The organism is Brevibacillus sp. HB1.3 (assembly GCF_013186635.1).
Lineage (GTDB): Bacteria > Bacillota > Bacilli > Brevibacillales > Brevibacillaceae > Brevibacillus > Brevibacillus brevis_D.
Window position 1 is genome coordinate 112655 of the sequence record NZ_JABMIT010000003.1, and the last position, 19852, is coordinate 132506.

General features: G+C 47.9%; 19 protein-coding genes, 1 pseudogene and 1 riboswitch. Of the genes and pseudogenes, 13 read left to right on the forward strand and 7 right to left on the reverse strand.

The genetic code is table 11. The annotated features are described in order from the left end of the window. Positions 1 to 39: 39 nt before the first annotated feature. Complete coding sequence (locus tag HPY31_RS08095) at positions 40 to 957, forward strand: phosphotransferase (RefSeq protein WP_172139999.1); 918 nt, start codon at positions 40 to 42, stop codon at positions 955 to 957. 55 nt (positions 958 to 1012) lie between these two features. Here the strand turns inward: HPY31_RS08095 and HPY31_RS08100 are convergent, their stop codons facing one another. Beyond that, entirely contained in the window at positions 1013 to 2290 is a 1278-nt protein-coding gene (locus HPY31_RS08100) for a sigma-54 interaction domain-containing protein (protein ID WP_172140001.1), read from the reverse strand. A 326-nt stretch (positions 2291 to 2616) separates the two neighbouring features. Here HPY31_RS08100 and fmdA point away from each other — a divergent pair, with 326 nt between their 5' ends. After that, a complete protein-coding gene (fmdA, locus tag HPY31_RS08105) occupies positions 2617 to 3798 on the forward strand; it encodes a formamidase (RefSeq protein ID WP_087348179.1) in 1182 nt (393 codons plus the stop codon). Positions 3799 to 3835: 37 nt separating this feature from the next. Then, positions 3836 to 4147, forward strand: a complete 312-nt coding sequence (locus HPY31_RS08110) for an FmdB family zinc ribbon protein (protein WP_172140003.1) — start codon at positions 3836 to 3838, stop codon at positions 4145 to 4147. Between the two features lie 534 nt (positions 4148 to 4681). Here the strand turns inward: HPY31_RS08110 and HPY31_RS08115 are convergent. Further along, a complete protein-coding gene (locus HPY31_RS08115; protein ID WP_172140005.1) occupies positions 4682 to 5452 on the reverse strand; it encodes a metallophosphoesterase family protein in 771 nt (256 codons plus the stop codon). Positions 5453 to 5595: 143 nt separating this feature from the next. On the opposite strand from HPY31_RS08115, the gene HPY31_RS08120 reads away from it, so the two are divergent. After that, positions 5596 to 6528, forward strand: coding sequence for a manganese-dependent inorganic pyrophosphatase (locus HPY31_RS08120; RefSeq protein WP_172140638.1), 933 nt, complete (start codon positions 5596 to 5598; stop codon positions 6526 to 6528). Positions 6529 to 6577: 49 nt separating this feature from the next. On the opposite strand, the gene HPY31_RS08125 is transcribed toward HPY31_RS08120, so the two are convergent. After that, positions 6578 to 6748: a hypothetical protein gene (locus tag HPY31_RS08125; RefSeq protein ID WP_016738742.1), complete on the reverse strand. Its 171-nt coding sequence runs from the start codon at positions 6746 to 6748 to the stop codon at positions 6578 to 6580. Positions 6749 to 6884: 136 nt separating this feature from the next. Between HPY31_RS08125 and HPY31_RS08130 the strand changes: the two are divergent. Continuing rightward, positions 6885 to 7643, forward strand: a pseudogene (locus HPY31_RS08130) (MerR family transcriptional regulator). 47 nt (positions 7644 to 7690) lie between these two features. On the opposite strand, the gene HPY31_RS08135 reads toward HPY31_RS08130, so the two are convergent. Further along, the gene (locus HPY31_RS08135) at positions 7691 to 8275 is read right to left on the reverse strand and encodes a pyridoxamine 5'-phosphate oxidase family protein (RefSeq protein ID WP_172140007.1); all 585 of its coding nucleotides are present in this window, start codon (positions 8273 to 8275) and stop codon (positions 7691 to 7693) included. 156 nt (positions 8276 to 8431) lie between these two features. Between HPY31_RS08135 and HPY31_RS08140 the strand changes: the two genes are divergently transcribed. From HPY31_RS08140 to HPY31_RS08170, 7 genes are all read left to right on the forward strand, one after another. After that, a complete protein-coding gene (locus tag HPY31_RS08140; RefSeq protein WP_172140009.1) occupies positions 8432 to 9376 on the forward strand; it encodes an MBL fold metallo-hydrolase in 945 nt (314 codons plus the stop codon). 152 nt (positions 9377 to 9528) lie between these two features. After that, positions 9529 to 9676: riboswitch (cobalamin riboswitch) on the forward strand. 156 nt (positions 9677 to 9832) lie between these two features. Further along, positions 9833 to 10828 (forward strand): ABC transporter substrate-binding protein, encoded by a 996-nt coding sequence (locus HPY31_RS08145; RefSeq protein ID WP_172140011.1) that lies wholly within the window; start codon positions 9833 to 9835, stop codon positions 10826 to 10828. A gap of 1 nt (position 10829) precedes the next feature. Further along, positions 10830 to 11867, forward strand: a complete 1038-nt coding sequence (locus HPY31_RS08150; protein ID WP_172140013.1) for a FecCD family ABC transporter permease — start codon at positions 10830 to 10832, stop codon at positions 11865 to 11867. Between the two features lie 8 nt (positions 11868 to 11875). Next, the gene (locus HPY31_RS08155) at positions 11876 to 12652 is read left to right on the forward strand and encodes an ABC transporter ATP-binding protein (RefSeq protein WP_015892190.1); all 777 of its coding nucleotides are present in this window, start codon (positions 11876 to 11878) and stop codon (positions 12650 to 12652) included. 12 nt (positions 12653 to 12664) lie between these two features. Then, the gene (cobU, locus tag HPY31_RS08160; protein ID WP_172140015.1) at positions 12665 to 13231 is read left to right on the forward strand and encodes a bifunctional adenosylcobinamide kinase/adenosylcobinamide-phosphate guanylyltransferase; all 567 of its coding nucleotides are present in this window, start codon (positions 12665 to 12667) and stop codon (positions 13229 to 13231) included. A 278-nt stretch (positions 13232 to 13509) separates the two neighbouring features. Further along, positions 13510 to 14166, forward strand: a complete 657-nt coding sequence (locus tag HPY31_RS08165; protein ID WP_015892187.1) for a YitT family protein — start codon at positions 13510 to 13512, stop codon at positions 14164 to 14166. A 170-nt stretch (positions 14167 to 14336) separates the two neighbouring features. Continuing rightward, complete coding sequence (locus HPY31_RS08170; RefSeq protein WP_172140017.1) at positions 14337 to 14813, forward strand: hypothetical protein; 477 nt, start codon at positions 14337 to 14339, stop codon at positions 14811 to 14813. On the opposite strand, the gene HPY31_RS08175 is transcribed toward HPY31_RS08170, so the two are convergent. From HPY31_RS08175 to HPY31_RS08185, 3 genes are all read right to left on the reverse strand, one after another. After that, entirely contained in the window at positions 14798 to 15910 is a 1113-nt protein-coding gene (locus tag HPY31_RS08175; protein WP_172140640.1) for an N-acetylmuramoyl-L-alanine amidase family protein, read from the reverse strand. The genes HPY31_RS08170 and HPY31_RS08175 overlap by 16 nt on opposite strands. 101 nt (positions 15911 to 16011) lie before the next feature. Then, on the reverse strand, positions 16012 to 16821 hold the full coding sequence (locus HPY31_RS08180; RefSeq protein WP_172140019.1) for a WYL domain-containing protein: 810 nt from the start codon (positions 16819 to 16821) through the stop codon (positions 16012 to 16014). Beyond that, entirely contained in the window at positions 16808 to 18103 is a 1296-nt protein-coding gene (locus tag HPY31_RS08185; RefSeq protein ID WP_172140021.1) for a helix-turn-helix transcriptional regulator, read from the reverse strand. Before HPY31_RS08185 ends, HPY31_RS08180 begins: the two co-directional genes overlap by 14 nt. 182 nt (positions 18104 to 18285) lie before the next feature. Between HPY31_RS08185 and HPY31_RS08190 the strand changes: the two genes are divergently transcribed. After that, on the forward strand, positions 18286 to 19722 hold the full coding sequence (locus tag HPY31_RS08190) for an RtcB family protein (RefSeq protein WP_172140023.1): 1437 nt from the start codon (positions 18286 to 18288) through the stop codon (positions 19720 to 19722). Positions 19723 to 19852 lie beyond the last annotated feature (130 nt).

Genomic DNA, 19852 nt, shown 5'->3' on the forward strand with positions numbered 1-19852 from the left:
CACGGCAGATGAAACGACAAAGGGGAGGGAACGAAAATAATGACCAACGCGAATCTATGGGATGCTGACTGGGAAGTATCTGAACCATTGGTACGCACACTCATCCTCCGTCAGTTTCCGCAGCTATCCTCTATGCCCATCAAGCTGATCGGCTGTGGTTGGGATAACATGGTCTTTCGAGTGGGGGACGATTTTGTTTTTCGTTTTCCCAGGCGGAATGTCGCTGTGGAATTGATCAAAAAGGAAGGGATGCTGCTGCCAATGCTTGCGGCATTCCTGACGATACCGTATCCGAAGCCAGTTTTTTATGGGGAACCAGCCACCGACTACCCATTCCCTTTTTTGGGGTACACGTATCTTCCAGGAAGGTTTCCAAAGGGCTTGACCGACGAGCAGCGTGCTTCATCGGCTGTGGTCCTTGCGACGTTTTTAAAAAGCTTACACGCGTTTCCGCCCCAGCGTGCTCGCGAGAACGGAATCGAGCAAGATCATAGGAACCTCCTAGACATTGAACAAAGAAAAGAAAAAATGCAGACGTTCTTGTCTACCTTGGCTGTGCATGTTTCTGGAGAAGATCGGGATGCGATCGCCAATTATTTAGGACAAGTCGTGATCGACCGAATAAGTCCGCGTGAAGTGCTGCTGCACGGAGACCTCCATGTGAAAAATATGCTGGTAGATGAAGCCGGGCATATATCAGGCATTATTGACTGGGGAGATCTCAATGTGGGGCATCCAGGGGCGGATTTAAATGTGGTCTACAGTTTTTTACCGCCACATGCCCGACAATTGTTTTTCCAGGTGTATGGAGAAGTGGATGAAGAGACAAAAATATTGGCCAGGATGATGGCGGTGTACATTCCGATGCTGCTTTGGATGCAAGCCATTGATCATAAGGATGAGATAGTAGCAGAGGAAGCAAGAATGACGATACGGCGAGCACTCGCTGACGAATAGGGCATCAGTAAACGATTTCGGGGGAAAAGCGGCTTACGCTCATCCCCCGATTTTCTTATCCGATTCCTAACTCTTCCATTTTTCGATACAGGGTACTTCGTGCAATACCTAGCTTTTTGGCAGCGGCGCTGATAGATGGAGCTTCTGTGATGGCTTGCTGAATTGTCTGTCGCTCTAATTCGCGCAATAATGGCAAAGGTTCGCTGGATGCTTCTTGCAGACCATATTGCTGCTGCCATTCGCTCGGGAGATGGTGAGAGGTGACCCACGGATCGCCGTACGCATGTAAAAATGCTCGCTCCACGATATTGCGCAGCTCACGAATATTACCAGGCCATGAATGCTGCTGCAAGATCGCGAGGGCAGATTCACAGATAGCTGTCGGACCGCCAGCGTATTGGGTATGAAGCTGCTGGAGGAACTCGTTAGCCAAGGCTGCAATGTCTTCTTTGCGTTCGCGCAGAGGAGGGATGCGTATTGGCAGGATATTTAGTCGGTAGTAAAGGTCTGCACGAAACAGCCCATTCTGTACATCCTCTTCAATGGAACGATTGGTGGCAGCGATCACACGAATGTCCAATGGCTTTTCTTCGTGGGAACCTAATCTCGTCACTTTTCGTTCTTCGAGTACCCGCAACAAAAGCACTTGAAGCTCCAAGCTCATTTCCCCGATTTCATCGAGAAATAGCGTTCCTCCATTTGCCGCTTCAAATTTTCCTGGTTGTCCTCCTTTTTTTGCTCCCGTAAAAGCTCCTTCAGCGTATCCAAAAAGCTCACTGGCGATCAGTTCGCGTGGAAGTGCTGCGATATTGACGGCAAGAAAAGGGCCGTCTTTTCGCGAACTGGAGGAATGGATGGCACGCGCCAGGACTTCTTTGCCACAGCCTGTTTCTCCGAGCAATAAGGTATTCGATAATGACTGTGCAGCAATACGTGCTGTATGCAGTTGAGCTTGATAGAGGGGGCTATTCGTATGTATCTCTGAAAACGAATAGCTGCTAGTAGTCTTTGAGAAGGTTGACGCACTTGGGCGAATCAAAAAGAGGCGATACCACGTCTTTTCCCCCAGATCGAGTTCCTCTACAGACCAATTGGGTAAGCGATCTTGTTCCCAATCCGCCTCGAGCACAAGGCCTTCCACTAACGAAAAGCGTTCCTGTGCCCGCTTGTTAGCAAAAAGTACGCTGCGCTCGTCACTGAGTGCGATGAGGCATTCTTGGCTAATTTCCGCCCATGCAAAAAGAAGACTCTTCCAATTGGGAACAGAATGAGAGATCGCGCGATGTTGGGAACGCTCGATTACGGAGGAAGAATCGAAAGAAGAGAGCAGCATGCCGGCTTCAAAAATCGTTCTCGCACCCTTTCTTGGTTATAGTTTGTTTGTTCGATCGTGGGACAGGTGTCCGACAAGGAAGCGTGAAACAAACGACACACAAAGACGAAAGCGATACAAGAGAAGAGGGACTTTTCTGGTCAAGGGCAGATCAACTGCATGACCTGTTTTGCGACAAACTCTTTGTCATAAGTATACAGGAGAAAATAAGCAAAAGAATCGGTACGGTTAAATTTTTATCGGGGCTAGCAAGCATTGGCATGTCATTTGCTTCTTTTTGTGAATGTAGGGCATATGCCATTTCGAACAAGTGAGGGGGAAGCAGCATGCCAGAAGTTTTATTTCGAGTTGACTTGAACAAACCGATGGAGGAGCAGGATACACCTGGACACAACAGATGGCATCCAGACATTCCAGCAACCGTTTCCGTGAATCCGGGAGCTGTTTTTCGCATGGAATGTAAGGACTGGACGGACGGGCAGATCGCGAACAACGATGACCCTTCCGACATTCGCGATGTGAACCTCAATCGCGTCCATGTACTTAGTGGACCTGTCTGGGTGAATGGAGCAGAGCCAGGGGACCTCTTGGTTGTCGATATTCTCGATATTGGGGCACTTCCCCAATCGGAATGGGGCTTTAACGGGATTTTCGCTAAAGAAAACGGCGGGAGCTTCCTCGTTGATCATTATTCACAAGCGGCCAAGTCGATCTGGGACTTCCACGGCATTTACACGACCTCCCGCCATTTGCCAGGAGTCAAATTTGCTGGCATTCTTCATCCAGGCTTGATTGGTACCGCACCTTCCCACCAGTTATTGGATCGCTGGAACCGAAGAGAGAGCGACCTGGTAGCGACAAATCCTGAACGAATGCCGCCACTCGCGAATTTGCCGACCCCGCATAGTGCCGTGTTGGGTAGTCTAAAAGGAGCGGAGTTTGATCGGATTGCTAGAGAAGCGGCTCGGACTGTCCCTCCTCGCGAGCATGGCGGAAACTGCGATATCAAAAACTTGTCCAAAGGTACTCGTATTTATTTCCCGGTTTATGTAAATGGGGCAAAGCTGTCCATGGGCGATTTGCATTTTTCACAAGGAGACGGAGAAGTGACCTTCTGTGGCGGAATTGAAATGGCAGGTTGGCTGGATCTTCATGTGGACATCATCAAGGGCGGGATGGCGAAGTATAACATCGTGAACAACCCTGTATTCAAGCCGGGTCCAGTAGAGCCTCGCTATACAGAATACCTCGTTTTCGAAGGGATTTCAGTCCACGAGACGACAGGGCAGCAGCTGTACATGGATGCGCATGTCGCTTACCGCAATGCTTGCCTGAATGCCATCGAGTATTTGAAAACGGCGATGGGCTTCACGGGGGAGCAGGCGTACATGCTGCTGGGGACGGCACCGGTGGAGGGAAGAATTGCAGGAATCGTCGATATTCCGAATGCGTGCTGCACCTTGTCTATCCCTACAAGCATTTTTGATCGAGATATTTTACCGAAGTAGCCAAGACAAAGACCCCCGAAAGAAGGAGCCAAATACGATGCCAAGATACGATTACATGTGCGAGGATTGTGGTCCATTTGTACTGTGGCTGAAGATGAGCGAGCTGACAGAGAGCGTTACTTGCCCCGATTGCCAATTATCGTCAAAACGTTTGTATGCTGCACCAGGCTTGATCATGACCCCGCAAGCGCTGCGCCAACGTATTGAGCGTGGTGTGGAACCGAAGATTGTACGGAAACAATCGCATTCCCATGAAGGAGCAGGGTGCAGTCACAGCCACGGTAGTCAGGTACATCAGGGACATACTCACAACCGTGGAGGTAAACGCCCCTGGATGGTCGGGCATTAAACGCCCCTTTGCTATGTAGGATGAATGATAGAAGAAGCACTCTACAAGATTAGTAGAGTGCCTTTTTTCATTTCCGATTATCTGATTCCGTATAGGCAGAGGAGATAGCTTGTGTTGCTTGTGCCAATTGGATTCGTGCTGGATTTTTCACTTCCAAGGTCATAACGGACATGACGACCGTATGCATCGTTACGAAAAAATAGATTCAAAAAAAGATGTTTTTCAAAAGGGGTGATTCCACGAAAAATCGTTTCTCCTTCTCATATAAGAAAAATAGAAAGTATTTAGAAACGATATGTATTACACTGCCTTCACGCTCTCTTTCCTATGTCATCGAGTCGGCTGTTGTCCTCTCGATTGCTTTTATTATACGGAAAAAAGCGGAAAGCACGCAAAAGCGTGGATGATTCATTTGCATCGATTTACAGCCGGAATGGACCGTTTTTGCCAGTAGAAAACACTCGCTCTTTTTGTTAATCGCTGTGGCTCATCGGCAAACATGAATGCTGTGAGAGGGCTCATCAATCCCTTTAATTAAGTAGAGGGTCGGTTTTTTTGTGCCAGGGCCTCTATAAATTCGATCGCTTCTTGAACCGCAGGTATTTTTCGGACATTCTCTTCGGCAAACTGCTGAGCTTGCGGATAGTTCGTAGAAGCGATTCGTTTTGCAGCAGCTTCTACGTCATAGGGTGTAAAGCGATGCTCATAGCTGTCACCATCAAGCAATAACCAGTATGCCCCGGGTTTGTCGGCATAAGGCATGCCCACACTTCCAGCATTGAGAATACGCAGATCGCTAAGGCGACGTTCAAATTGGATATGTGTATGACCACAGATGACCGTTCGTTGCTGCGTCCCCTCAAAGTAAGCGGCCACAATTGCATCCGGAGTGAGTGGGGTGAAAATATCTTCATCATTGGTGGGAATGGCGTGGCAGAATAGCACGTCCTCGAAATCTTCTCGATTTAATGTATAGGTAAGAGGGAGTTGCGCCAGAAAGTCACGTTCAGAGCGGCTTAATTGCTTCGCAACCCATGACGTGATTTCTCGGACAGAATCGGATATTTCCAAGGTCTGAGCCTCTCCGTCAAATGTGAGAAGTACTTCACGCTCGCCATTACCACGGATGAACTGCACGGGTGTATCCAATTGGAACAGCATTTCAAGTGTTTGGACGGGCATCGGGCCTGAGATCGTATCACCCCCGATGACAATAAGATCAGGCTTCACTGATTCCAGTTCTACCAATATAGCCTGTAGTGCAGGGGCATTCCCGTGAATGTCATACAGAGCTGCCACTTTCATCTCACATCGCCTCCCTTTCATTCCTGATTGATCTTCAAAATCGTATTTCCAATGATCCGATTTGAACCTATAATGTATCTTGGGCATATCCTCTAAGTTGTGGTATAATTTGGAAGCCAAATTACGATTAAGGAGTATGGATGATGGAAAAAAAACTAATCTTCGGTCATAAAAATCCAGACACAGATTCCATTTGTTCAGCACTTGTGTACGCTGACCTGAAAACAAAATTGGGCGCGAATGTAGAGCCTGTACGTCTCGGTGTAATCAGCAGCGAAACAGCGTTTGTGTTAAATTACTTCCAAGTAAAAGAGCCGCGCCTCGTAGAAACAGTGGCGAATGAAGTAAATGAAGTCATCCTTGTAGACCACAATGAGCGCCAACAAAGCGCGAATGACATTGAGCAAGTGCAAGTGGTAGAAGTGATCGACCATCACCGTATTGCGAACTTTGAGACGAGCAATCCTCTCTATTTCCGTGCGGAGCCGGTTGGATGCACGACTACCATTTTGAAAAAAATGTATAAAGAAAACGGCGTAGATATTCCAAAAGAGATGGCGGGCTTGATGCTTTCTGCTATCATTTCGGATACGTTGCTGTTGAAATCCCCAACTTGCACGGAGCAAGATGTAGCGGCTGCTCATGAACTGGCTGAAATCGCAGGTGTCAATCTGGAAGCATACGGTCTGGACATGCTCAAAGCGGGGGCAGACCTGAGCGACAAAACAATCGAACAATTGCTCTCATTGGATGCAAAAGAGTTCCAAATGGGCAGTGCGAAAGTAGAAATCGCACAAGTCAATGCAGTTGATGTCAATGATGTACTTGCACGCCAAGGCGAACTGGAAGCAGCTATGAACGCAAACATCGCTGAAAAAGGTTTAGACCTGTTCGTGTTTGTTGTAACGGATATCTTGAACAACGATTCTGTTGCGATCGCTCTTGGTAGCGCAACACAAGCGGTAGAAAAAGCGTACCAAGTAACATTGGTGGACAACAAAGCTGTTCTGAAGGGCGTTGTCTCCCGCAAGAAGCAAATCGTACCGGTATTGACTGATACATTCCAAGCTCTGTAAAAAGAAAGGTGGCTGCCATGCACATGATGCGGGCAGCCACTTTTCTTTTTTACATTCCTTGGGTAGGGTTGTTATGCATCTGGAACAAGGTTTGCTGGGCATAAGCATCATCAGTGTAATGGGTGATAGCATGTTTATCTCTTGCTTTAAGACTGAGCAACCCTGTTAATCCCCATCCAGCACCGACTATGGCTACAATGAAGCCGATGATATAGAGCATCGAAGTCCCCCCCTTGTATGGCTTTACCTATATTTTAGCAAATAATGAAAATGAAGTAACGCCAATTTTTTGTGAAAATGTGTTTGACATTGACGGTCCGTAAATGTGTACGATCAAGTTGTCAGGAGGAATGAAGATGGAATATACGGTGCAAAAGCTAGGACTCCTGGCGGGTGTCAGCACCCGGACGCTCCGATACTACGATGAAATTGACCTTCTCAAGCCGGCGAGAATCAATTCGTCAGGGTATCGCATTTACGGACAGCTTGAGGTTGATCGATTGCAGCAAATCCTTTTTTACCGCGAGCTGGGTGTGAGCTTGGAGGAGATCAAGGAGATCCTGGATTCACCAACCTTTGATGCTGACCGAGCACTGTGGGAGCACCGCGAGAAGCTCCTGGAAAGGCGAGCGCAATTGGATGCGTTAATCGCCAATGTCGATTTGACACTAGCACAGAGAGAGGGGACAGGTACGATGACGGACAAACAAAAATTTGAAGGCTTCAAGCAAAAGATGATTGATGAGAATGAAGAGAAGTACGGGGCAGAAATTCGAGCAAAATACGGAAATGACCAAATCGAAAAATCGAATCAGATGGTCAAAGGCATGACAGAAGAACAGTATGCCGCGCTGGAGAAATTGAACGCAGAGCTGCACGAGACCTTGGCGCAGGCTTTTTCGACAGGTGATCCTGCCCATGAATTAGCGCAAAAAGCAGCAGATCTTCACCGTCAATGGCTAAGCTTTTATTGGGACAGCTAAAGCAAAGAAGCGCACGCAGGTGTTGCCCAGATGTACGTCGATGACCCGCGCTTTACTGCTTACTATGACAAGGAACAGCCAGGTGTAGCCGCGTTTCTCCGCGATGCAGTGGTCATTTATACCAGCAAGTAAAGAGTTTTCAAGCAAAGAAGCTGCGAGCAAGGCAGCTTCTTTGCGTTTTACGCTTCGTTATCCCCACCTACTGCGGGAAAAAGCTTTTGTCCCAAGGGCGTTGGCAAGCCATCCATGCTTACTACGTTGTTTTCCTTTTGATAAGCAAGCAGTTCCTGTTCGTCTTTAGCCAAGGTCCATTTCTGAAGGGTGTCGCGTTCTTTTGAGTAGGAATAGAAGGGGATAGCCCAGCCGCAAGAAGTCTTTACTTCCTGTACGTTTACGGTAATGATTTGCCGAGCACCAGGCAGAAGCGGGAAGTCCTTTACCAGCTCATCCCACCGAGGTGAATCTGGGAGAATAACCGCTCCTTTGCCAAATAAGCGCATGATGAGAGGGGGGCCTTCAAATGCACAAAACATGAGTGTAATCCTGCCATTTTCCTGTAGATGTGCACTGGTTTCGTTTCCGCTTCCAGTCAGGTCTAAATAGGCCACCTCCGTAGGCGATAGGATGCGAAAGGAATCGTACCCTTTCGGTGAAAGATTCACGTGACCATCTGTGTCCATCGGAGCAGAGGCAACGAAGAACATTCGCTGCTTCTTGATAAACTTCTCATGCTCAGGTCGTAACTCAGAAAAAAGCTGACCCATTTTGCACCCCTCCAGGTAAAGGAATTGTTTTTACTACCCTCATATTACGATGAAAAGATGAAGAATTTGTGTTGTTTTTCCCAGTGCGTGCCAAATAGGTGATAAAGTGTAAATATTCTCGCAACAAAATCACCTTTGAAAAGGAGGAGCATTTACATGCAATCATCACAGCCAATTTCCTTAGGGGAGCGCATCCATTTAATAGACGGTTTCGATATGGGCTGGGCGGAACGCACGGGGACTTATGTCATCGCTGAAGAAGAACTGACTTTGGTCGAAACAGGGCCAAGCCCTTCCGTCCCATACATCAAGGCCGGCCTCGCCAAGCTCGGTTTTACCCCGGAACAAGTAAAATACATCATTGTGACGCACATTCATTTGGATCATGCGGGAGGAGTGGGACTTTTTCTAAGGGATTGCCCAAACGCAAAGATCGTTGTCCATCCAAAAGGTGCACGTCACCTCGTTGATCCAAGCCGACTGATCGCAGGAGCGAGAGCGGTGTATCATGATGATTTTGATAGATTGTTTGATCCGATTGAAGCTGTTCCCGAAGAGCGGATTTTGATTCGTGGAGACGGGGATACACTAAAGATCGGAGCGAATTGTGTGTTGGAGTTTCTGGATTCACCAGGGCATGCCAATCATCACTTCAGCATCTACGATCCCATTAGCCGCGGCATGTTCACAGGTGATACGGCAGGTGTACTTTATCCGCAGCTTAAAAAGGACGGCATGCACCTCGTGCTACCATCTACTTCTCCGAATCAGTTTGATCCGGATGCCATGTTAGCGTCTCTACGTCGATTTGGAGCGCGCAATCTGAATCGCATTTACTTTGGTCATTTTGGGATGTCTGAACAGGTAGACGATGTGTACCGCCAAATACGCGAGTGGCTCCCTGTGTTTGTGGCGGAAGGAGAATCAACACTTGCTGCTGGACAAGCATATGCTGATCTGTCTCGTAAGTTATTGGAACGAGTCTCTGAGCATCTACAGTCACAAGGCATCAGTGATGACCACGAAGTTTTCGAAGTACTCAAGCTCGATTTTCAGGTGTGCGCCATGGGCATTCTGGATTATTTGCACAAACGAGGGTAAAAGCTTTGCCAAAAGCATTCCAGTTGCCTGAACTTTTTGTTCAGGCGTTTTCATTTTTAGCAGGCAAGAAAGTATTGGCTTACGTATTTGTCATTCTTTTTTCATCCAAGGAATGCTATGATGTAGGATGAGTCATGGACTGTGATAATTTCAAAACGTAACAGCAAATAGGTGCCTCGTCTTTCTCAAAAAGATCGGGTGAAAAGGGAAGTCGGTGAAAATCCGACGCGGTCCCGCCACTGTAAATCGGCTCGTTCCACAGCCGTAAGCCAGGAGACCTGCCTGTTTGTTTTCGTGCCTGTTGCCTTCGCGGAAAGGATCGGCCTATTTCAGGAAGCAGACCATCCTGTCTGTTTGCCCTGAGGTGCCGACCCTTTGATTTCCGAATGGAAGCAAGGGTCGCTTTTTTTATTGGAAGGTACAGTCAATCAGACACGCAGAAAGGAAGTTCTACATATGAAACGTTCTTTGCGATTCATGATCCCACTACTAGTTGCGGCGAGCCTCGCAGGTTGTGCGGGTAACGATAACAGCCAGCCAGCACCTGGTGGACAAACAAGTGCACCGCAGACAGCACCGCAAGAGAATACAGCCGAGCAGCCTGCAAAACAAACAACGTATCCGTTGACAGTCAAGGATGCGACAGGAAAAGAAGTAACCTTTGCAAAAGCTCCTGAGCGAATCGTCTCCACATCACCTGCCGAGACAGAGATTTTGTTCGCATTAGGCTTGGAAAATCGGATTGTAGCTGTCTCAGACTATGATGATTATCCAGAAGCGGCGAAGGCAAAACCGAAAATTGGCGGCGTCGTCAAACCGAATGAAGAAGCGATTCTCGCTCAAACGCCAGATATGGTCGTGGGTGGGATTTCGATGGAGAAGCCAGTGGCTGACAAGCTCAAATCTCTCGGGATGCCCGTCTATATTACCCATCCAACAAAGATGGATGACATCCTAAACAATGTGTTGGCGATGGGAGTTATCACTAACAAACAAGAACAAGCCGAAAAAGTCGTCGCGCAAATGAAGAAGGATATCGCGTACGTTCAAGAGGCAGTGAAAAATGTAAAACCGGAAGAGAAGAAAAAGGTATACCTTGAGTTTTCCCCAGGCTGGACAGTCGGAAAGGGTGAATTCATGGACGAACTCATCACACTGGCTGGAGCGACAAACATTGCTTCTGACACACAGGGCTGGAATCCGATCAGTGAAGAAAAGATTTTGCAAAACGATCCAGACGTCATTTTGTATGCGAGCGGAATTACCGATGAAAAGACTGGCGTCAAGCTGGAGGATATGATCGCCAAGCGTAATGGCTGGGATAAAATGAAGGCGATTCGTGAAAAACAAATCTTTGGCATGGACCAAAATATTTTGTCCCGTCCCGGTCCGCGTATTACACAAGGCTTGATCGAAGTAGCGAAGGCGATTTACCCAGACTTGGTGAAATAAAATGAAGAAACGATTGTTCCTATGGGGAGGAGTCAGCTGTCTCGTCCTCCTGGCATCAATAGTCATCAGTATCTCGATGGGGGCGGCACATCTCCCCATTTCGCAAGTATGGCTCATCCTGCTCCATCAAATCCCTGGCTTGTCTGAGTGGACCACCGTAACGTGGCCGGAGTCATCTGAGCAAATTGTCATGAAGGTTCGTTTTCCACGCGTTGTATTGGCTGTTTTGATTGGCGCCTGCTTGTCTCTTGCGGGAGCGGGCTTTCAGGGAGTTTTGCGAAATCCGCTCGCAGATCCGTTTACGATGGGCGTGGCATCAGGTTCTGCTGTCGGAGCAGCCTTTTTGATCCTGTTTGGCTTGCAAATCAGCTTTTTGGGTGCATGGAGCACGCCTGTTGTCGCTTTTCTTACAGGACTCCTCAGTTTATGGATCGTACTCGGACTGGCGAACACCCAAGGAAAGCTGCAAACGGAGACCCTGATTTTGTCTGGTGTTGTGGTGCAGGCTTTTCTCGGCTCACTCGTTTCCTTTATGGTGTCGCTATCCGACCAGACGGTGAATGAGATCGTGTTCTGGCTGATGGGTAGCCTGTCATTTCGGGGCTGGGCCTTTACGTATGTCTTGATTCCTTACTTGGTCATAGGCGGAATCGTGCTGGTAAGCTATGCGCGTTCCTTGAACCTATTTGCGTTAGGAGAGCGGCAGGCTGCGCATCTCGGCGTCCATGTAGATCGAACGAAGCTAGTGGTTCTGGTCGTCTCGACTCTCCTGACGGCAGCGGCGGTTTCTATCGCGGGAATTATCGGGTTCGTTGGCCTGGTGGTACCGCATCTCGTGCGTATGCTGGTTGGTCCCGACCATCGAATTTTACTGCCGATGGCCGCGATCTGTGGTGGTATTTATGTGCTGTGGGCCGACACTCTCGCCAGAATGCTGCTAAGTCCAACGGAAATCCCGCTCGGTGTCGTGACAGCATTTCTGGGTGCACCGTTTTTCGCGTATTTGTTGAAGCAAAATAAACGCTTTAGGAAGAGGTAACGTATGCAATGATCAATGTGCACAGCTTGCAAAAATCGTATCAGGATACGCCAGTTTTGCACGGAATCGATTTTTGCGTGGACAAGGGAGAATTTTTTGGCATTATCGGACCAAATGGAAGCGGTAAATCCACCTTGCTGAAAATGATTTCAGGGGTCATCAAGGCAGATGCAGGAGATATTTTGCTTCAGGAGAAAAAGCTTCATTCCTATCCACGCAAAGAGCTTGCCAAAATACTGGCTGTATTGGAGCAAGAGGGGCTACCGCCAGTCGGCTTTCGTGTTCGAGAGGTGTTGGAGATGGGGCGCTTTCCTTACCAGAATTGGCTGGGGGAAGAAAAGCAGGATGTCGCATCGCTCATTGATGAAATCGTACAAATGCTCGGCCTTGAACATTTGGAGGAGCGCACACTGGATCAGTTGAGTGGTGGGGAAAAGCAGCGCGTAGCTTTGGGGAAGGCATTGATCCAAAGACCTCAGGTGCTGTTGCTCGATGAACCCACGACTTACCTCGATATCGGGTACCAGATTCAGCTTATGGATATCGTGCGAAAATGGCAAAAGACGACACAGGTGACGGTCATTGCTGTGCTGCACGATCTGAATCTGGCCTCCCTCTACTGCGATCGTATTTTGATGCTGCATAAAGGAAAGCAGATAAGCGTCGGCACACCAAAAGACATTTTGCAAAGTGACAGAATAGAGGCTGTATACGGAACCAGACCGATTGTCATGGAGCATCCTGTCCATCATTTGCCGCAAATTATTTTGCAGTCGCAAGTGTAAGGAGACAAAAGCATGATCGTACTGATAACAGGTGGAGCACGCAGCGGAAAAAGCACGTTTGCCGAAAAATACGCGGCACATTTGGGCTCCTCAGGTGTTTACATCGCGACCGCTCCAATCACCGATGAGGAAATGGAAGAGCGGATCATGTACCACCGAGACCGCCGCTTGCAGTCCAACTTTCCTTGGCAAACGATTGAGGAGCCGTATGCTTTGACAGAATGGCTGACGAAGCTCGGAGCACAAAAGGACATACAAGAACAGCAGACAGTGATTTTGATTGATTGCTTGATCCTTTGGCTTTCCAATTGGCTTTTGCATGATGGGGAGGAGCAGTCGTTTGAGGGTGTGCTCCAGCAGGTGGATGTGCTGGTAAACAAGCTAAAAGACTACCCGGTGACCGTTTTGCTGGTGACAAACGAAGTAGGCGATGGACTCGTCCCGCAACATCCATTAGGCCGTATGTTCCGAGACTTGGCGGGGTTGATGAATCAGCGCGTGGCAGCTGTTGCCGATCAAGTTTTTCTTGTCACAGCAGGGATTCCGGTGGAATTAAAAGGACAAGCTTTCCGATTTTAACGTGGTGAAAAGACGGTTTCGAGTCGTCTTTTCACCTTTTTTATGATATAATACAAGAAAAGCCATGGAAGGGATCAGGATACCATGCGTCCCCATAGGACGATCTGGAAACGTTTTGACCTCTCCTACATCTAGCTTCGTAGTAGTCGCTCGTCACTGAAGACGACTAATCTACTACGAAAGCGAGGCCCTTTGTATGAGTAGCGACTTATACTTGCGATGTACCTCGGTAGTCGGTTGGTCGTCTGTGCCTAAACCGACAAAAATGCGAGGAAACCATGATGAGGAGAGCGCTGCAGTTATCTAAGCGTTATAGTATGATTTTGTTTGGAGCTTGTTTACTTGCTTTTGCGTATTATCACATTAACTTTCAGAACCATTTGTCTGAAGGTGGGTTTGTTGGCTTAGGGTTACTGGCGAAATACGCCTTTGACTTGTCGCCAGCGATGGTGATGCTTTTGCTGGATATTCCACTGTTTTTGGTTGCCTGGTTAGTAAGAGGCCGCCAGTTCATTTGGGACACCATTTTTGCATCACTTGCTTTTACCGTGTTTTACGATTTGTTTGAACGATTTTCACCGATTGTCATGGATATGAGCAGAATGATGCCGCTGGCGTCTGTCTTGGCCGGTGTTTTGACCGGGCTGGGTACCGGATTGGTTCTGCGCTATGGAGCTGCGACAGGTGGAGACGATATTTTCTCCCTGTTGATCAGTAAGTACACGGGATTGTCCATTGGTACGGTCTTTCTTTTACTGGACGTCATTGTGCTTTGTATGTCGTTCTGGTTCGTACCGATGAAAGAGATGATGTATACCATTTTGGCCGTTGTCATTTCCAGCCAAGTCATCACCTGGACCGTCAATCATGGTGCAGGAGTGGAGGTCATGGAAGAGGAGCACGGGCATGGAAGCGTCTCGATGACCCACCGGTAATGAGTAGATATTCAGTTGAAAAACATGCCTATACAAAAGCAAGCAAAAGGCCAAGTCGGTTTTCATGTCGACTTGGTCTTTTGAGCGTTTATGACTGTTTTTGTACATAATATCCTGCTTTCCTAGTGGATACTAACCAACACAGATACTATCGATGGAAAGGACCTGCCATGAGCGATCCGTTTTTTAGCAACTACAAAGCATTCGTCGTCGTACCAGCGGATGAGAAGCAAATGGGACCGGAGCCTTTTAGCCCGAACGATTACGCCAGCCATTTCATTCTGACGTTTTCGCTGTACGATGCGGTTATTTCCTCTTGGAGGGAAGCGACAAAGTATAAAGTGCAGGCAAAAAAAGGGCTGTCGAATGTGATCGAGGGTTTCAACGCCAAACGCCGTGGTACAGCCCGTCTGCATCTGTTGGAAATGGAAGAAGACCAGGCATATTTCGTCCTGGCCTTGTCGTTGAAAATCCAAAAGGATAATGAAAAAGCTGTCATGGAGACGATCACCAATCTGCTGGACAAAGATTTCTCTACCGACTTGTTGATCGGCGAGACCTGGTATCAGATCATTGGTGCCAAAGGGAAATTCGAGCGGAAGCTATTCTCCTACAATGTCCAGTCGTACGATTATCGCCCGAAGTAATCTGCCAGAGCTTCCGTAATCGCCTGCGCGGCTTTGTCCTGATAGGACGATGTACGGACGATGCCCTCATCCTTTGGATTCGATAGAAAGCCAAGCTCAATTAAGACGGACGGATCATTGTTTTCGCGCAGGACGTGATAATCGCCGAATGAAATGCCGTTGCTTCTTAAACCGATGCCACCTGCCAAGCGAGACTCAATCGCTCGAGCTAATGGCTCATCCTTGCCTTGCGAATAATAAAACGTGAGGGTACCGGTATTGGGCTTCACAGAAGAATTGTAATGGATGCTAATGAAGGCATCTGCTCCCTTTGATTCGCTAAAAGCGACACGCTGCGCTAGCGAAGGTTTTTCTGTGTCACTTGTCCTCGTCATGAAGACTTGCGCACCCCGTTGTCGCAGCTTGCTGGCGAGCAGCATGGCCGTTTTGTAATTCAACGTTTTTTCCATGCTGTTCCACTTCGTTCCCTGTGTCCCGACATCGGAACCGCCATGTCCCGGGTCGATGACGATGACTTTTCCTTTTAAGCCTGGCGATTTGGTGCTTTTGGTCACCGAAGCTTTGGCGTTGGCCTTGGCATCCCCAATATATGTCGCAGACACCCAGCCTGTCTGTCCATTGGAAGTTCTCGCTTGGATCCAGTCACCTTGCTTTTTCAAAATATCTACACGGGTTCCTCTGGGTAGCGAGAGGACAATCTCATGGCTCGTGCTTGGTCCTTTGCGCATTCGAAGCGAATCGGCCAAAACCGTACCTTGCTGGCTTTTGGCAACGGCTGTATTGGCTGATGAAGAAGCTGAACCTGCACTCGTTACCGCTCCTTTTTGCAAATAATACCCCGCGACCCAGCCTACCTTTTGATTGTATCTAATTTTTGCCCAACCATATGCTTCATCCGTAATGGTCACGACGGCTCCTTGCGGCACGGTAGCGACAACAGAAGCATTGGGGGCAGGTTCACTGCGAACGTTCAGAGAGGTCGCGACCACCTTTGCCTGGATGACACTTGCTGCTTGCGCCGGCTCCGTATGAAACGGCCATGACAGACTAAGCCATAGCCCACATAGGAGGGACGCTTTTTTACATGTTGTTTTCATCATTTCTACCTCTGACTTGGATTAGCTATATCTCACCTGAACTATGATAAGGGAAATGCAGGAAATCGAATAGGGCATGATTTCCTGATTTTTTGGGACAATTAAAGCAGAGTTTCGGTATATCTTGCCAAGGCGTTCGTTGCCGACTCCGCCATTCGCTGTTTGAGTTGATCGTTTTCTACTACTTTTACCCGCAGGCCGAGAAAACGAATGCGCGATAAAATAAACTCCTGTTCGTCGGATAGAAAGTGCAGGGTGATCGTGTACACCTGCGATTCTGGGTCAAAAGCTACCTCTTTGTCAAAGCAGGAAAAGGCGTACAATATGCGCTGGAGCTCAGCGTTGTAACGACGGATGACCACAATTTTTGCTTTCTGCTTTCGCTGTTGGATCTGTTCCAGAATAGCCGGTAAAAAACTGTCATACCATACATCTTCTATGTAAAGCTCATCGACGGAGCGAATGAGATGCAGCGGAGTCGTGATCAGGCGATTGGTAGACATGTTTAGCCATATCAGGTACCAGGCCTTCTTGGCAAGTGAATATTCCAGCTTGTAGGGAACCCCACGTTGATTGCGAAAAACCGGGCCTTTATTCGTGGCTGCGGTTATTTTGATGTGATTCTTGCCAAGAATGATTCGTCGCAGGGGGCGCACGAGCGGGCTCCAGAGCTGTTTGGTCTGTGTTTGCGCTTTTTCTACGAATCGTTCTTGTTCGGTCCATTCATTTTCTGGCGTATGTGTCAAACGGCGAAGCTTATCGAGTGTAGCGGGCTCGAAAATTTCTGGCGCAGACGGATTCGCCAGCATCAGGGAGAGCCACGCTTTTTCGTGTGAGGTGACCGGATAAACCCCCGCTTCATCCAGTCGTGTCACTAGCTGGTAATTATGTATCTTGTCAAACAGATTCATAGTAGGCGAGCAGCTCCTCCCATTCTTTTTGGAATTGCTTGCGAAGAAACAGCGGTTCAAGAACTTCGACGCTCGAACCGAAGCTACGAATCCACGGTGTAATTTCCATTGTGCTGTTCACGTTTATCTCGTACACAAAGCTCTCCCGTGATTCTTCTGTCACAATCCCCCATTGCCCCTGTGCCTCCACTCGCTCTTGGATAAAGGAATGAGGCATGTCGCGAGGCTGAAAAAAGCGAAGGCGTACCGTTACGAGTTTTCCGGTATCAATCAGCCAACTGTGTGCAATGCCCTCATCCGCACTTGCTTGCAAGGAAGTGAAGATTTCCGGCGTAACGGATTTGCCTGTTACGAGCTTGGTCATCCCTTCCACACGGTATTTGCGCAGCGGACCATTGCCGCATCCTTGTGCCAGCAAGTACCATCTGCCGTATTGATGATCAAAAATAACCCGGAGTGGAATTACTTTTTGATGTCGCCCTGATGTATCCCGTTGGAAAGTCGGATTCGTATTTTGAGAATCGTAAAACTTCAGGCGTTTGGGCGTGTAGTAGTGAAATTCAACGATTTTTCGCTGACGAATGGCTTCTGTGAGAAGTAAAGCTTGATATTCATCGAGAATACGTGAGACGAAATGATATTTGTATAAAAACGCAGATGCATCGGTTAGCTTCAAGCGATGCTTGAGATAGCGTTTCACTTTTTCTTGCAGAAGATAACCAGGGACAGCCGGCAGTTGGGTATTGGCCATGAAGTCAATGAAATCGTACAGATCCAAAAGCTCGTCGTCCGTCAGTGAGTCCAGTAGCTCGTCATCGAATTGATAAACGTACGGTCTGACCTCACTAACATTTTTTATCACACCAATTTCTTCGAGGTATTTCATGTCCTGGCGAATTGTTTTTTCATCGGGCTCTATATCCACAAACGTCTCCAGTAATTCTTTAATGGAGAGGGGCTGCTGTTTGAGCTTTTCCAAGATGTGCGACAGTCGCTCTACTTCCGAATCCTTCAATGATTTCGCATGGTACAAAAACATCAAAAAATTGTCCGTCACCTCAAAATAGTTGTAACGAAGCTGCGTGTAATACTCTTTTTTCTCCTCATCGCCGACATGCTGATAAAAGGTCGATTGGATGTCCTTCAGCTTTTTCATCGTTTTATCAAGCGTATGAACGGAGATCCCGAGTCGCTCGGCTAACTGCTGCCGATTGTAGGCACCAGCGGTTAAAAACAGGAGACGGAGCAATTGCAGCTCTTTGTCAAAGCTTTCGCGTGCCATTACACTCATCCTTATTCACTCGTCATTTATTTCCAAATTAGTCCTCATATTACGAAGAGGCGGAAGAGAAGTCAATGAGAAAGTGAGGTTCGTAATACTTTTACCATGTTCAAATCACATGCGCAGATGGAAAATAAGGGTATGAAAAACAGCGCAGCTGTGAGAGACAGGAGAAATAGAGGATGAAAACAATTTTGCATGGAAACAACCATCGTGAAGTGAAGCTGGAGCATGGAAATGTGCACGTTTTTGCGAATGACGAAGTCTTTGCGAGCTTCGGTGAACGCGTATACCAAATGGCAGACAATAATTTGCGTATTCCGCGAAATGTTTATTTTTCGTATACCCCTGATGCGCATGTAGGCGTCGGGACTTGCATTGGGACGACAGCGGTTTGGAATCTTGCCGATGGATTTGTCTCGCCATCCATCGTCGGATCAGACATTGGATGTGGAATGCGTGTGCATCTGACTCCATTGCATCGAGACGATCTCAAAGACAAGAGTCTAAAGCGGGCATTGATCGAAGCGATCGAAGCGTACGTCCCGACAAACGAACGGGGAAATACGCATTTTACGGATATTCGCTTGGAGGAAGTGGTGAAGCATGGCTTACAAGGACTGCCGAGCAACTACATTCCAGACACAGAAGCAGCGCATGACACCTTTAGCCGTTCTTTCTCGCATGTGGAAAAGTACACATTTGAATTCGACCATTCCTTCCTGGAGCAAATACCGCAAAAATCTTGGAGCCGTGCATGGGGCCAGCTGGGAACATTGGGGGGCGGTAACCACTTTATTGAAATCCAGCATATCGAGATCGCGGAGGAGAACAGGGAAATTGCGAAAGCGTGGGGACTGTTCGACGGCCAGGTCGTCATCATGATTCATTCCGGTTCGCGGGCGTGGGGAGCTATGTTAGGGAGGGATTACACCAAAAGCTTCAAGGAAGTTATGTACAAATGGGGGATTCATAATCCCGAGCCAAGCCTGGTATATGCTCCGATCCAAAGCGAGGAAGGGCAACAGTATTTGAATTTGATGTACTCCGCGCTGAACTTTGCGGTAACGAATCGGCATATGATCGGATTTTCAGTAGAGCAGGCGTTTCGCGATATTTTTGGTAGAGAGACGCGTACACCAGTCCTGTATGATCTGATGCATAATTACGCCTTGAAAGAATTCCATCGCAATACGCCGGTGCTCGTCCACCGCAAAGGAGCGACAAAGGCGTTGCCAGCAGGCCATTTCCAAAATCCGAAGGCTTACCGTAAAACGGGCCATCCAGCATTGATTCCAGGTTCTATGGGAACATCGTCCTATATCATGGTTGGATCGGAGGCTGGCTCCAAAAACTTTTATTCGATTTGTCATGGTGCTGGGCGTGTTCGTTCCCGCAAAGCAACCAAGGAGCTTGTGACCATCGATCAATTTGAGCAGGCAATGCGCGTAGGACAGGAAGATGAGATCATGGTGAATCATCGTTCGCTCGCTTCCATCCTTGATGAATGCCCGCAAGCCTATAAAGATGTGGATCAAATCATTGATTCAGTTGTGGGAGCAAATCTTGCCTCTGTCGTCGCAAAATGTAACCCTCTTATTGCCATAAAAGGAGTATAATGAAGAGTGGCTTCCTGAAAATTTTGGGGGAGCCACCTTTTGTGATTTAACTTACACTAAAATACAGAAGTTAAATTGTGAACAAATTGCTGAGAAGTTTCAAAAAATAGGTTCGAATGTAACATAAATT